This window comes from Agrobacterium sp. lyk4-40-TYG-31, assembly GCF_030209855.1.
Lineage (GTDB): Bacteria > Pseudomonadota > Alphaproteobacteria > Rhizobiales > Rhizobiaceae > Agrobacterium > Agrobacterium vaccinii.
Genome location: NZ_JARVRE010000021.1, coordinates 22497 through 34982 on the forward strand (window position 1 = coordinate 22497; position 12486 = coordinate 34982).

Consider the following 12486-nt stretch of genomic DNA (forward strand, 5'->3'; position numbering starts at 1 on the left):
TTGAAGGTCCGCCGTTATTCGCGACCTCGCCCATTTCACTTTGCGAAAGATTGTCTCAGGACGTACGGGCGGCGCAACCTGATTATTCTGCCGCGATGATGCTGGTGTCGGCTACTACCGCAAACGCTTCTAATAAATTTTCGTATTGGCGCAGGATAGACGCCTTTTCATCCTTGAGCCGTCTCAGGAGCGCGAGTTCAGCAGAGGACGCGTCGTTCGACATGGCACGAATGCGCAAGTGAGCCTCAATTTCATCGACTGATGAACGGTATGCGGCGGCGGCTTCCAAGACGTTTTTGTGATGAAGTTGTAAAACAAGACTCATGCCGTTTCCTGACCTGAGGCAGTGTATTTATTATATATCGCAACTGTCACGGTCGTGCGCGACGACGATGTTTTAGAGTTAACAGTCCGTCAAATTGCGCGCCAGGGAAGCAAAAATCAACTCCCGTGGTCGGTTGGTAGATCTGTTCACTTTGCTAGCTTTTCCGCGCTCAGTTTCAATACCACGACAACGCCCTTCTCAGACCATTCATAACTGATCGTACCGCCGAGTTGTCCTGAAACGCTTCGATGAAGTAGCTTGCTTCCATAGCCTTCAGCTCCAGCAGAGGGCTCCACCGGGGGACCGCCGCTCTCGGTCCAAACCAGGGTCACCTCATCGCCAGTAACCGAACCGGACAAATCGAGAATACCGGTTTCCTCCGACAGAGCTCCATATTTCATCGAATTGGTCGCCAGCTCATGGAAAATGAGCGACAAAGCAGTTGCTGCGGCTTCGCCGACACCCATGCGTGGGACGGCCACTCTAATCCTTCCCTTGAAGGCACCAAGATCCTCATAAGGTGCCAAGAGCACAGACAACAGGTCTCCCAAGAGAGCAGCATGCCCTTGTGCTCCGGGGATTGGTCGAACCAGATCATGGGCTCGACCAAGGGCAGCCAGTCTCGCAGTGAGCTCTTTCGCCATTTCCTTGGCACTTGACGTGGACTGTGAGGTGATTTTCGTGAGGCCCATGGCGATCGAAAGCAAGTTCTTGACACGATGGCTCATTTCGCCAGCCAATAATTCGTTGCTCTCTTCAGCCTGCTTGCGTCCGGTAACATCCAGAAACACACCAAACATGTGCCCATCATGAAGAGCGGAGTCGTCGCCCAGTCCCCGAGCCGAAATCCACCTGATTTCAGTGCCCAGCATGATTCTGAAGTCAATTTCATACGACCCGACAATTCCCCGCGTCGCCGTGAACGCGGCGCGGACCCGATCTCGGTCAGCAGGGTGAATATGAGCCGACAGATCCTCGAATTTGACCTCACCGCTCTTCTCAATACCCCAGAGATCGAAAGCCTGATCGTCCATCGCAAACTGGTCATTGGTCACATTCCAGGACCACAAAGCTACGCCTGCGGCATGAATGGCACGGCGCAGGTTCTCCAGCTTCCAAAGGGGGTGACTGGGATCGCTAAACGGCATTGAGACATCTCCATCAGACAGAAAGTTCTTCATTCGTCTATTCGAAAAAAGTTATTCGCATCAAGTGATATCGTACTCGCACGTCAACTATCGCACGCATGGTTACGACCGCCGAAAGCACGATCTCTAAACGGAAGAGGACGCATCGGATTAATTGTTCCCGAGGTTCGAGGATGCCTACTTAAGCCAGCGTAGGGAACAATTCGTTCCTTCAAAGGTTGACGACCACCTGAGGAGAGGCCGATGCGCAAAGTTCTGGTGGTGGACGACGAGGCCTTAATCCGGATGGCGGTTATAGATGCGCTCGAGGATGCTGGGTTCACAGTCATTGAAGCAGGAACTGCTGACGATGCCTTAGACCTCATAAATGATGAACTCATCCATTTTCTTTTCACAGACATTCAAATGCCGGGCAAACATTCTGGCGTTGACCTTGCACACCAGGTGGCCGCGCGCTTCCCGCAAGCGGGCATTGTGGTCGCGTCCGGTCGTATCGTGTCGGAAGACATCAGTCTTCCGCCGACTGCGAAATTTGTAGCAAACCCTTACGATCTCGAACTCATCGTCAAACACTTCCAGACACTGGCCGATTGCTAAGGCCAGACCTTCGCGAGAGACCGACAATATCTTACAACTCTGCTTGCAGCGATGTTTGCGAAGCGAGCCATCGAGTTTGCCGCTACGGGCCTTTCTTGGGTTTACGTCGGTATCAAGAGAAACCCAGTGTCTCACAAGGTAAAACAGGACACAGACACTTGGAAACGTCCCTTAGCGGTAACCAGGCTTTAGCCAAGCTTGCGAGGCCTTGCGAGGGTAGTGCCATTCGCTGCATCAAACTCCGGGCTGAAAATTTCGTTCAGCATTTCTAGAACGCGCTGCACACCAGGATTTGCGCAGCGGTAATAAACTGTCTGAGCATCACGCCGGGTTGTCACCAGCCCATCCACGCGTAGCCGAGCAAGATGTTGCGAAACAGCTGACTGGCTCATCTCCAATCTCGCCGCTAATTCGTTCACCGAAGTCTCTCTTTCGGAGATAATTTCGAGTATCTCGAGACGGGCCGCATTGGACAGATTCGTTAGCAGGCGTGCCTTAGACGTATTGGAATACATGATTTGCCTCTTAATGTTCCCGGTCGAGCGCTGGCAAGTCTGCAATGCACGGGAAGCAATCACTGGCTTGATCGCTGCGGACGAACTGGAGCACGATAACGAAGCACAAATTCTACGGAACTTCTTCGAACCCGAATTTCTTAATTTGGTTAAACTACAATAGCAACTCCTCATGGAGGCTCGAGGGCGGAGAAATCATGAATATTGCAAGTGACAACAATTCATTTGTAGGAGGCGCATGCCAGTCAATGGGCTTCTTTACCTGGTCGGTCCCTGAAAATATCCTTTTCGGTGACGCAATTTTTGCAGCGCTTTACGAAATGCCTGAACACGCGTTGAGAAAGGGTATCGCGGTCGAGCAAATATTGACCAAAATATTGGAACATGACCGACCTTTGATGGCAAAACGCATTCATGAGGCCATCATTTCTGGAGAGCCAACCTCCAGTGCATATCGCATTCGTCTATTTAATGGAGCCACTCGAGAACTTGTCGCATTTGGCCGCTGCATTCGGGATGATACAGGAGTGCCATCGTATTTCACCGGTGCGGTGATGGACAAGTCCCTTCCGGGTGTCGTTTCTGGAGATGACGCACTTGAGGCCCACTGTCGTTTCGCGCATAGCCTAGCGATGACCACTGGTAACGAGCTGGCAGCCCGTTACCTGTCAGCTGCATTGGCTATCCTATCCCCCAATAACCGACCTCAATAACGTTATAATGATAGAAGACAATTGATCGCTTTGCAGACCTTCACCGACAAGTTCTCACACGCGCTGTCTCGTGAGAGAGGTCGAAGCTGGTGTCTAGTGGGATTGCTACTGCGCTTCTACCAACCACTCATTTGCCCTCGCCGACATCTGACACTACAAGTGCTCTCCAATCTATGGTTAGGCTACCGCAGAGCCTCATTCCTGCAGCCGCGATGTTATTCGATCTGGCATTCCCTTTAGCTGCGGGCACATTTATCCATACGCTGGTGTAGGTCCAGGATCATTGGTGATGGGCCTGAGGGAGTTTACCTATGCACGGAGGACAGAAACTGGCAGACTTTTTTGACGATTTTACTGAACACCTCGTACCTACATCTTACGGCGAGATCCGTCTGCGGCATGGCGGGTCCGGCTTTCCTATCCTCCTTCTACACGGGCATCCAAGAACGCATTCTACCTGGTTTAGGGTGGCTCCCCTGCTTGCAAACCAGTTCTCCGTTGTCTGTGCAGACATGCCGGGGTTCGGTCGGAGCTACCAGCCAGCAAAACTTGCGGATAGTTCGGGAAAGGCAAAGGCGGCGGCGTTGCATGAGTGTATGAGAACGCTCGGCTATGACAGGTTTGGTGTCGCGGGCCACGACCGCGGTTCGTATCGCGCGTTCCGGATAGCGATGGACTTTCCCGAAAGCGTTGCAGGTCTCGTGGTTATGGACGGCATCCCGATCTACGAGGTTTTGAGTCGCGCGGATTGGCGCTTTGCGAAGAGCTGGTGGCACTGGTTCTTTTTCGCGCAAAGCGAAAAGGCGGAAGCTGCAATCCGTTGCAATCCTGATCTCTGGTATCCTGCGGGGGCAGCCATCGGGTCAGAAAATAATCGGGATTACCTCAAAGCCACCCGAGACCCTGAGATGGTGCATGGCATGCTTGCAGATTATCGAGCAGGACTTGAGTTCGATTACGACGATGACAAACGCGACAGGGAAACCGGACGACGTCTGCAATGCCCGCTAGGTGTTCTTTGGTCACGGCAAGACGATATGGAAAGCCTTTACGGCGACCCTGCAAAACCTTGGTCCGACTGGAGCGACCGGATCGTGCTAAGACAAGGCATTGAAAGCGGTCACCACATGGCAGAAGAGGCCCCTTAGGAAATCGCAAAGCAGTTATCGAACTTCTTCTCAAACCAGTGTTGAGCGCCGCATCATGTGCGATGATCGATCTGATATTTCTGAAATTTTAGCGCATCAATACGCCACTCAATAATCATGACATTGGGAACTTTGATAAATTTCGCGTGTTGATGAGGTTCTTCTAACATGATGGGAGTTGAACAATGGCCACTGAAAAGACGCTGGACGACCTGTTCCTGGACACGCTCAAAGATATTTATTTCGCAGAAAAACAGATCCTGAAAGCCCTTCCGAAAATGGCACGCGCAGCACAGTCGGAAGAGGGTAAGGCAGGCTTCCTTCAGCACCGCGATGAGACACAGGGACAGATTGAGCGGCTAGAGCAAGTTTTTGAACTTCTTGGAAAAAGTGCCCGCGGCAAGACTTGCGAGGCCATCCAAGGAATTATCGCCGAAGGCGAGGAGATCATGGAGGAGTATAAGGGTACCGCCGCATTAGATGCTGGTCTTATTTCCTCGGCTCAAGCCGTCGAGCACTATGAGATCGCGCGGTACGGCACGCTCAAATCCTGGGCGAAACAACTGGGCCTTACCGACGCTATTCCCTTGCTGGATGCCAATCTACAGGAAGAGATTGCAACAGATCAGAAACTGACCGCCCTTGGTGAGGCTTCGGCCAACGCTAAAGGATCAAAAAAGAAGGCCAGTTAACTTCCGACCTATCAAGACACGGCCGCCTTCCAGAGGGCGGCCTTTTTAGTTTGAGCGGAGTCTTCGCCCGTCACCACACTTCTCGAAACACACCCGGAGAATTTCCATGGCCAAGAAACCAACTGCCCCAAAATCAGTGCAAGAGACAGACGTCGTGACCATTCACGACCAGAAAATGCAGCGTGGCTCCGGCGGCGAGCTCCACCAGTTTGCTGAGGGCGATACGCCTGTTATGACCACCGCACAGGGTGGACCCGTGGCCGACGATCAGAATTCGCTGCGTATCGGATCACGCGGCCCCCTAGTCGTGGACGACTTCCACTTCCGTGAGAAAATGTTCCACTTCGACCACGAACGCATTCCAGAGCGCGTCGTCCATGCCCGCGGTTATGGCGCCCATGGTTATTTCGAAACCTATGAGTCCCTTGCGGACTATACCAAGGCCGATATCTTCCAGCGCAAGGGCGAAAAGACGCCGGTCTTCGTCCGGTTCTCCACCGTTGCCGGTAACAAGGGTTCTGCCGATCTTGCCCGCGATGTGCGCGGCTTTGCCGTCAAGCTCTACACGCAAGAGGGCAACTGGGACCTCGTCGGCAACAACATCCCTGTGTTCTTCATTCAGGATGCGATCAAGTTTCCCGACCTGATCCATGCCGCCAAGCAGGAACCGGACCGCGCCTTCCCTCAGGCACAGACAGCCCATGACAATTTCTGGGATTTCATCAGCCTGACACCTGAGAGCATGAACATGGTCATGTGGATCATGTCGGACCGCACCATTCCCCGCTCCCTGCGCTTCATGGAAGGCTTCGGCGTCCACACTTTCCGCTTCGTCAATGCGGATGACAAATCCACCTTCGTCAAATTCCACTGGAAGCCAAAACTCGGCCTTCAGTCGGTCGCGTGGAACGAGGCCGTTAAGATCAACGGCGCCGACCCGGATTTCCACCGTCGCGACCTGTGGAACGCCATCCAGTCAGGCGATTTGCCGGAATGGGAATTGCAGGTGCAATTGTTCGATCAGGACTTCGCCGACAGCTTCGACTTCGACATTCTCGATCCGACCAAGATCATCCCCGAGGAAATTCTCCCGCCCAAGGCCATCGGTCGCATGGTGCTGGACCGCATGCCGGACAATTTCTTTGCCGAGACCGAACAGGTCGCCTTCATGACGCAGAACGTGCCGCCGGGTATCGATTTCAGCAACGATCCATTGCTGCAAGGCCGCAACTTTTCCTATCTCGACACGCAGTTGAAGCGTCTGGGCGGTCCCAACTTTACGCATCTGCCCATCAATGCGCCGAAGTGTCCTTTCGCGCATTTCCAGCAGGATGGCCACATGGCCATGCGCAACCCGGTGGGCCGAGTGAATTATCAGCCCAACTCACATGGTGAAGGTCCGCGCGAATCGCCCACAGCCGGTTACCGCCACTTCCCGGCGGAAGAACAGGGCACGAAGGCGCGCCTGCGTCCTGAAAGCTTCGCCGATCACTACAGCCAGGCACGCCAGTTCTACATCAGCCAGACAGGCGCAGAACAGCGCCATATCGCCTCGGCCCTGACCTTCGAACTCAGCAAAGTGGAGATACCGGCGATCCGCGAGCGCATGGTATCTCACCTGCTGAACATCGATGAGACGCTGGCAACGACCGTGGCTCAGAAGCTGGGCATGCAGACGATGCCGAAACCTGCGGATGCGGCCATGCCGACCCGTCAGGACCTCGTCCCATCGCCCGCGCTCAGCATCGTTGAAAACGGTCCGAAGCGTTTTGAGGGACGCAAGCTCGGCATTCTCGTCACCGATGGTGTCGATGCCGGTCTGCTATCTGCACTGACAGACGCGGTGACGAAGGAAAAGGCTGTCTTCGAACTGATCGCGCCTAAGGTCGGCGGCGTGAAGGCGTCCGATGGCAGCTTGATCGAGGCCCATCACATGATCGATGGCGGTCCATCGGTCCTGTTCGATGCCGTGGCGTTGCTGACTTCACCGCAGGGTATCGAAGACCTCGTCGATGAAGCTGCCGCACGCGACTTCGTGGCCGATGCCTTCCAGCATTGCAAATTCATCGGCTACGTCGAATCGGCCATGCCGCTCATGCAAAAGGCCGGTCTTGCCGACGCGCTGGACGAAGGCGTCATCGCGCTGCCGCAGGATGAAGACCCCGCAGACTTCGTCGCCAAGCTCGGCACCCTCCGAGTCTGGGGCCGTGAGCAATCCGTCAAGCTCGGCAAGGCATCTCCACCCGTTAAGTAGGATTAGGAGTGGGACGGTGGAAGCCGTCCTGCTCCCTCACCTCTTCGGATGAGGATCTCGCGCGTTGTTCCGCATTGTCTTGAAAAGCCTGGTTTGACATGATTTAAAAAAATAATTCGTGAGGCATTTCGTGTCGGAACCACTAGAAAGCTTCGACGTTTACAGCGGCGTTATTTTAGGAGTCGCTACATGTCTGGACCGAGTGCTCGTTGGAGCGAACCTGTTGAATTTAATTTTCCATCAAAAGGATCCTACAAAGTTAGTGGCCCGTTTGACGCGCTGGTCCATATGACTGAACAATGGCCGGCTGTCCAAGGCTTGAACTTTGTAAAAGCAAGAAGCGCGTGCCGGGCGGCATTAGCCGGGCATAAATCCGTCGATGAGGCTCGCACCGCTTTTGAGGCTGCGGTGGCGGAAGCGCGTCACCGGCACTAATTCAACTATTTCGGCCCAAGATGTTGATCCCATCTAACCCATCGTGCTTTCGATCTTCCATATCAATTGTCATGTGGCTCGGTTTCTCTACGCTATGAAATTAGTCCGGCTCAGTCTTATTGACGGGGAGATCGACTGGGTTACCCTCAGACTTGAAGTTGGTCATCAGTCTTAACGTGGCAAATGTGACAACTGAGAGCACAATCGCGGTATCGTATGAGCCCAAGCCGACAGCAGCGCCAATAGCACCTGTCGCCCATATGCTCGCAGCCGTTGCAGTTCCGCGCGTTCCCATTTTACCGACAAGGATCGCTCCACCTCCGATAAAACCGACGCCATTGATAAGGCCTTCAAGCACTCGGGCGGTTGCCTCTGCATTGCCGAGCGTGATCTTTTCCGACGCTTGTATGAAGCCACAGGCTGCAATCGCAACCAACGGAAAGGTCCGAAGGCCCGCGCTGCGCTCATGTTGCTCGCGGTCCCATCCGATGGGAAGGGCAAGAAGATAAGCTACGAGCAGTGCGATCAGATGAGGAAAAAAGTTGAGTTCAATGCCAAACGATAAAAGCCATTCGTCCATGTGATGTCCCCCGATGCTGTCGATGACCGAGCATTATTCGTTTCTACCGTTTTCCATAGAGGGGTGAAAAGCCGGAGTCATGAAACCGTATATTCAAACCTCAACGTATTGGATACCTGTTCGACAGAACCCTATCACGGGAAAACATCCGTTACAGGCTAAGCGAACTGCGGGAAGTCTTTAGACTGAGAAGCGCTCGCACGATGAACTGACACGAGATCCGGTTACTCCTGCACTACAATTCTGATAGGGTTCTGAACACTGCGTAGCCCGTTCCAGCAGACAACAGCAGCGCCAAACATGCTAGCAGGCCGTCGCGCGCAGTGAGTGACAAGCCAATGAGAGCTACGGCTGCCATCGGTAGGGTGCTTGCAAAGGGAATGAGTTCGAGTGGTGGTACTGTCGCACAAAGGGCGATAGACAATGCCGCCAGCCCTTGCAGAAAAGGTGGTTTCGTCGCCCAAGCCATTCGCGGGCGAACAAGCTTGTCGATCCATTGCGATGCGGGCTGGATCTTCGCAACTCCACGCTCAAGCTTCGGGCCACTTATCTTTCTTTTCTCCAGGCAATCGGGAAGCCACAGGTGCTTTCGCCCGAACAGGATCTGGATCGCAAAAAAACTTATGACAAGTGCGATGACGGTCGGGAGGCCTGGTATTCCACCGATCGGGCTCATTTCGATGATCGCGGGGATTGTCAGAAAAGGCCCGAAACTTCGTTCGCCAACTGTTTCCCTTATATTATGAATTGATAGTTGTTCAGAATCCCAAGCATGCGCCTCTATATCTCGAAGAAGTCCGCCGAGATCCTGCTGTCGTTGATCAGCATTAGCCTCTGACTTCATATACCGTTTCCAAATATATGCTCTCTTTGCCGGTCAAAGTTTGTAGACTAGTCTGCATGATACCGATCACTGCTCAGCGGGATATTGATGGCTTTTTAGAAGGTTGGCGAGATGCGCTGTGTTCCGTACCAGCATTTGGACCATGGTCGTTACCGTGTCGGGCGTCTCTTCAAGATCGACGAAGTTTGTGGATCCCATTGCTTCACCCACCCAATAGGCAACAGCGTTTGCCGGGATGGTAAAGCCGACATCATTTAGGGCCTGGAAAACTTCAGCACACACATGATGAGCACCGTCCTCATTGCCAACGACAGCGACAGCGGCAACCTTTCCATAAGAAACCATACGACCTTGGTCATCGGTTTCCTCCAAAAATGCATCCATGCGCTCCAGCCCCCGCTTTATGACGCTTCCCGGCTGCCCAAGCCATATAGGGGTGCCGATGATCAGGATGTCCGCATTCAGAATTTTCGTTCTTATCGCGGGCCACGCATCGCCGTCCCCCTCATCAGACGTCACACCGGGCTTGATGTCGTGATCTGCCAGCCAAACCGTCTCTGTCACTGCATCGAAAGACTTGAATTCCTCCGCTATGAGGTCAAGCAGACGTGCGGTCGACGATGTCTCTGTTGATGATGATGATGATGATTTGAGAGTGCCGTTGAGGGCAAGAACCTTCAGTGCCATATCTTCCTCCAGAAAAATGTGTGTTCGTCCAGCAATCTCTATCAGGATGATCGACGGCCCAGGATCAGCTAAACAACTGCCATGCCAACCTTGGAACGGGGTATTTGGTTCCCCGAAACATGCGGTTCACATTCGGTCGTCACGTGAACACCCGACCGCATCCAGCAGTTTGTCACACTTGGTCAACCGATGGAGATGATGAAAATAAGCCCACAAGATTTGGAGGCGCTGAATATCGCAATCGGTCGGTCGTGCCGATCAACCTGAGAACAACGATCATCCCCTTCGACGTCCATGAGACCAGCAAATCATATGATCTGGACCCTCGTGCTTTGACTGATGCTATCTTCGCTGAACGCCGCAAAGGAAGAAAATCGAATCCTCCAAGCCCCAGGAACATTGTCGATGCTGAACAGTTGAAAGGCCTGCCAGTCCGGCTTGAATATCAACAAAGAGACCCGAGCAGCACCAATGAACGAGAAAAGGGATATCTGGATCAGCGCACGCGCATATGCACTTTGGGAAGAAAACGGGCAGATAAACGGACACGATCACGAACACTGGCTGCAAGCCGTCCGAGAATACGAGCTTATGATGCAAACCCGCGCATCGCCTGATGGTTCGGAAATACTGGCCATCCGAAAACACGAAGAGACGAGTTAGCCGCGGACGACATTCGTCAGAGCAACAATGGGTCGATACTATCGAAACTAGTCATGAGGGGCCGCCTGCTGGCGCTCACAATAGCAGCATCTGCACGAAGGAAACATTCATTGGATACCGCTCTGTTGGTCGGATACCTTGCCTCGATGTGTTCGGTCTCAAGCTTCGTTCCACAGGTCTATAAGGTTGTCAGGACCGACGATACGAAAGCAATCTCAACAGGAATGTACTGTCTCACGGTTACAGGATTTGCGCTCTGGACCGCATTCGGGGTGATGCGCACCGAATGGCCTATCATCTTGACAAATTCCGCTTGTTTCTTTTTATCCCTGGTCATTCTCGTAAAGAAGCTAAGATCGTAGGCGCTCTCGAACGGGTGCCATAACAATCGGTCCGAGTTAAATATAGGTGAGAGGCTGAATGGGGTCGAGCGGGGGCGCGTCAGGCGTCTTCAGCAATCACACCTCTCGACACCGAATTCAACAGTATCCTGTCCATTGAAGACCCATCCGAGCGCGCAATCTCAAAATAGATTCCGTTTAGGTCGTCACCGTTAATCATTCTGTCCGCGGCCAGTTCTCGCGCAGTCTTCATCGCCTCTACACACGCATTTTTGTCATTCGCAAATTCAGCGCCGTGCTCGTCGATCATTTCGCCGTCTTCATCGTGGACACGGAAAAAATACATTGGCATGGCGTTACCGTTCGAGTGGGAATCGATTATTTTCCCGGTTCGTCAGTTTGGATATGGTGGGCTTCGAGAAGTGCGATCATCTCGTCTGCCTCGTCCTCTGTCAGCGCATCAATAGGAAGGTCATCGACTGTAGCCGGACTTGCCGTGACAGAGTCGATGACGGTCCAAAATTCATCATGAATGTTTTTTCGTTTTTCGAACCGGCTCATGGCGTAATTTCAGCAAAATGACTTTGTGGGTCAATACGACTTCTTGCGATCGATAACTTCCAGTCCAGCAGATTACATTGCGGCTTCTGCAACGGGTGCCACACCCTGGCGGCCTTTGGCGAAACGGTTAGAGACCCTGATGAGGCATTTTAACCCCACCCAACGCCCCAAGATTTCTGGTTTACCCGTGCCTCCCTTGCGAATTGGCTCAACTATAGGCGCGCTTCCTGCGGAATCTGAAGATCGCGCCAGAGCCAAGCGCCTCCTTGATCGCCGTCTCAACGAACGCGACAGGCCATCAATGCCACGCCGCACGCCGGCTACTTCTCAGGACAGATAGATCCTTTCATTTCCCGTTAGGACCGATGATGCTGCCTCCACGCAAAGCTACCAGCGACGATGCACCTCGGCATTCATTTCCCCTGCGACTTAGCAAGCGGTCGACGAGTCGGCCCTGCTTGGTCTTAAGGCGAACATCTGCAGAAGCGCCGTAACTTCTGCTCGTGCTATTGGGCGCGACATCAGAAAGCCCTGGATGTTATCGCAGCCCAACGATTTCAACGCATCTCTCTGCTGGTTGGTTTCAACCCCTTCGGCCGTTGTCCGGAGCCCGTTTGCACGCGCCATCTTGATGATCGCTTCGACAATCGCGCTGTTCCGGCCCTCGCCCATCCCGGCGATAAACGATTTGTCGATCTTGAGCCTGTCAACAGTCACGTTCTGAACTCTTGAGAACGACGAGTACCCGGTGCCAAAATCATCGATTGCAAATCTTACCCCTGCCTCTCTCAGCATCGCGATGTTTCGGTCGGTCTCTTCCTCACTATTAATGGCCAAGCTTTCTGTTATCTCGATTTCCAATCGAGCCGGCTCGATCCCCCATTTGGCCAGGGTAGAAAGAACCCGCAGTGGGTAGCCAGCAGAAGCAAGTTCGGAGGCGGATGCATTCACGGCGACACTGATGGGAGGCAACCCGGCGATCA

The 12486-nt window shown here is 53.4% G+C and carries 17 protein-coding genes; 8 read left to right on the plus strand and 9 right to left on the minus strand.

From position 1 onward, the window contains the following. Positions 1–82 precede the first annotated feature (82 nt). Together QRN55_RS23840 and QRN55_RS23845 are read right to left on the minus strand one after the other, a co-directional pair. Positions 83–325: a hypothetical protein gene (locus QRN55_RS23840; protein WP_112500356.1), complete on the minus strand. Its 243-nt coding sequence runs from the start codon at positions 323–325 to the stop codon at positions 83–85. Positions 326–471: 146 nt separating this feature from the next. Next, positions 472–1506, minus strand: coding sequence for a sensor histidine kinase (locus tag QRN55_RS23845; RefSeq protein ID WP_502871372.1), 1035 nt, complete (start codon positions 1504–1506; stop codon positions 472–474). 210 nt (positions 1507–1716) lie between these two features. On the opposite strand from QRN55_RS23845, the gene QRN55_RS23850 reads away from it, so the two are divergent. Continuing rightward, positions 1717–2070, plus strand: coding sequence for a response regulator (locus QRN55_RS23850; RefSeq protein WP_284778554.1), 354 nt, complete (start codon positions 1717–1719; stop codon positions 2068–2070). Positions 2071–2258: 188 nt separating this feature from the next. Here the strand turns inward: QRN55_RS23850 and QRN55_RS23855 are convergent, their stop codons facing one another. Then, positions 2259–2585 (minus strand): ArsR/SmtB family transcription factor, encoded by a 327-nt coding sequence (locus QRN55_RS23855; protein ID WP_112500353.1) that lies wholly within the window; start codon positions 2583–2585, stop codon positions 2259–2261. 197 nt (positions 2586–2782) lie between these two features. On the opposite strand from QRN55_RS23855, the gene QRN55_RS23860 reads away from it, so the two are divergent. The 5 genes from QRN55_RS23860 to QRN55_RS23880 all read left to right on the plus strand — a co-directional run bounded on the left by QRN55_RS23860 (position 2783) and on the right by QRN55_RS23880 (position 7827). Then, positions 2783–3298, plus strand: coding sequence for a PAS domain-containing protein (locus QRN55_RS23860; RefSeq protein ID WP_112500352.1), 516 nt, complete (start codon positions 2783–2785; stop codon positions 3296–3298). A gap of 311 nt (positions 3299–3609) precedes the next feature. Next, on the plus strand, positions 3610–4446 hold the full coding sequence (locus QRN55_RS23865) for an alpha/beta hydrolase (RefSeq protein WP_350225203.1): 837 nt from the start codon (positions 3610–3612) through the stop codon (positions 4444–4446). A 185-nt stretch (positions 4447–4631) separates the two neighbouring features. Further along, complete coding sequence (locus QRN55_RS23870) at positions 4632–5138, plus strand: YciE/YciF ferroxidase family protein (protein ID WP_112500350.1); 507 nt, start codon at positions 4632–4634, stop codon at positions 5136–5138. 106 nt (positions 5139–5244) lie between these two features. Next, positions 5245–7392, plus strand: coding sequence for a catalase (katE, locus tag QRN55_RS23875; protein WP_284778555.1), 2148 nt, complete (start codon positions 5245–5247; stop codon positions 7390–7392). A gap of 189 nt (positions 7393–7581) precedes the next feature. Beyond that, entirely contained in the window at positions 7582–7827 is a 246-nt protein-coding gene (locus tag QRN55_RS23880) for a DUF982 domain-containing protein (protein ID WP_112500348.1), read from the plus strand. A gap of 100 nt (positions 7828–7927) precedes the next feature. On the opposite strand, the gene QRN55_RS23885 is transcribed toward QRN55_RS23880, so the two are convergent. From QRN55_RS23885 to QRN55_RS23895, 3 genes are all read right to left on the minus strand, one after another. Further along, a complete protein-coding gene (locus QRN55_RS23885; RefSeq protein WP_112500347.1) occupies positions 7928–8407 on the minus strand; it encodes an MgtC/SapB family protein in 480 nt (159 codons plus the stop codon). Between the two features lie 235 nt (positions 8408–8642). Continuing rightward, entirely contained in the window at positions 8643–9251 is a 609-nt protein-coding gene (locus QRN55_RS23890; protein WP_112500346.1) for an exopolysaccharide biosynthesis protein, read from the minus strand. Between the two features lie 66 nt (positions 9252–9317). Continuing rightward, a complete protein-coding gene (locus QRN55_RS23895; RefSeq protein ID WP_112500345.1) occupies positions 9318–9938 on the minus strand; it encodes a flavodoxin family protein in 621 nt (206 codons plus the stop codon). Positions 9939–10409: 471 nt separating this feature from the next. Between QRN55_RS23895 and QRN55_RS24470 the strand changes: the two genes are divergently transcribed. Continuing rightward, on the plus strand, positions 10410–10601 hold the full coding sequence (locus QRN55_RS24470) for a DUF2934 domain-containing protein (RefSeq protein ID WP_112500344.1): 192 nt from the start codon (positions 10410–10412) through the stop codon (positions 10599–10601). Between the two features lie 53 nt (positions 10602–10654). Continuing rightward, positions 10655–10963, plus strand: coding sequence for a SemiSWEET family sugar transporter (locus tag QRN55_RS23900; RefSeq protein WP_280174250.1), 309 nt, complete (start codon positions 10655–10657; stop codon positions 10961–10963). 79 nt (positions 10964–11042) lie between these two features. Here the strand turns inward: QRN55_RS23900 and QRN55_RS23905 are convergent, their stop codons facing one another. The 3 genes from QRN55_RS23905 to QRN55_RS23915 all read right to left on the minus strand — a co-directional run. Further along, positions 11043–11294 (minus strand): DUF6894 family protein, encoded by a 252-nt coding sequence (locus tag QRN55_RS23905; RefSeq protein ID WP_077122491.1) that lies wholly within the window; start codon positions 11292–11294, stop codon positions 11043–11045. Positions 11295–11320: 26 nt separating this feature from the next. Next, entirely contained in the window at positions 11321–11503 is a 183-nt protein-coding gene (locus tag QRN55_RS23910; RefSeq protein WP_077122492.1) for a hypothetical protein, read from the minus strand. Between the two features lie 429 nt (positions 11504–11932). Next, on the minus strand, positions 11933–12486 hold a 554-nt coding region (locus QRN55_RS23915; RefSeq protein WP_284778556.1), incomplete at its 5' end, for an EAL domain-containing protein.

Excerpts from the sequence above, each read along its gene's own strand:
- QRN55_RS23840 (WP_112500356.1), bottom strand. The coding sequence starts at position 325 with ATGAGTCTTGTTTTACAACTTCATCACAAAAACGTCTTGGAAGCCGCC.
- QRN55_RS23845 (WP_502871372.1), bottom strand. The coding sequence starts at position 1,506 with ATGAAGAACTTTCTGTCTGATGGAGATGTCTCAATGCCGTTTAGCGAT.
- QRN55_RS23850 (WP_284778554.1), top strand. The coding sequence starts at position 1,717 with ATGCGCAAAGTTCTGGTGGTGGACGACGAGGCCTTAATCCGGATGGCG.
- QRN55_RS23855 (WP_112500353.1), bottom strand. The coding sequence starts at position 2,585 with ATGTATTCCAATACGTCTAAGGCACGCCTGCTAACGAATCTGTCCAAT.
- QRN55_RS23860 (WP_112500352.1), top strand. The coding sequence starts at position 2,783 with ATGAATATTGCAAGTGACAACAATTCATTTGTAGGAGGCGCATGCCAG.
- QRN55_RS23865 (WP_350225203.1), top strand. The coding sequence starts at position 3,610 with ATGCACGGAGGACAGAAACTGGCAGACTTTTTTGACGATTTTACTGAA.
- QRN55_RS23870 (WP_112500350.1), top strand. The coding sequence starts at position 4,632 with ATGGCCACTGAAAAGACGCTGGACGACCTGTTCCTGGACACGCTCAAA.
- katE (WP_284778555.1), top strand. The coding sequence starts at position 5,245 with ATGGCCAAGAAACCAACTGCCCCAAAATCAGTGCAAGAGACAGACGTC.
- QRN55_RS23880 (WP_112500348.1), top strand. The coding sequence starts at position 7,582 with ATGTCTGGACCGAGTGCTCGTTGGAGCGAACCTGTTGAATTTAATTTT.
- QRN55_RS23885 (WP_112500347.1), bottom strand. The coding sequence starts at position 8,407 with ATGGACGAATGGCTTTTATCGTTTGGCATTGAACTCAACTTTTTTCCT.
- QRN55_RS23890 (WP_112500346.1), bottom strand. The coding sequence starts at position 9,251 with ATGAAGTCAGAGGCTAATGCTGATCAACGACAGCAGGATCTCGGCGGA.
- QRN55_RS23895 (WP_112500345.1), bottom strand. The coding sequence starts at position 9,938 with ATGGCACTGAAGGTTCTTGCCCTCAACGGCACTCTCAAATCATCATCA.
- QRN55_RS24470 (WP_112500344.1), top strand. The coding sequence starts at position 10,410 with ATGAACGAGAAAAGGGATATCTGGATCAGCGCACGCGCATATGCACTT.
- QRN55_RS23900 (WP_280174250.1), top strand. The coding sequence starts at position 10,655 with ATGAGGGGCCGCCTGCTGGCGCTCACAATAGCAGCATCTGCACGAAGG.
- QRN55_RS23905 (WP_077122491.1), bottom strand. The coding sequence starts at position 11,294 with ATGCCAATGTATTTTTTCCGTGTCCACGATGAAGACGGCGAAATGATC.
- QRN55_RS23910 (WP_077122492.1), bottom strand. The coding sequence starts at position 11,503 with ATGAGCCGGTTCGAAAAACGAAAAAACATTCATGATGAATTTTGGACC.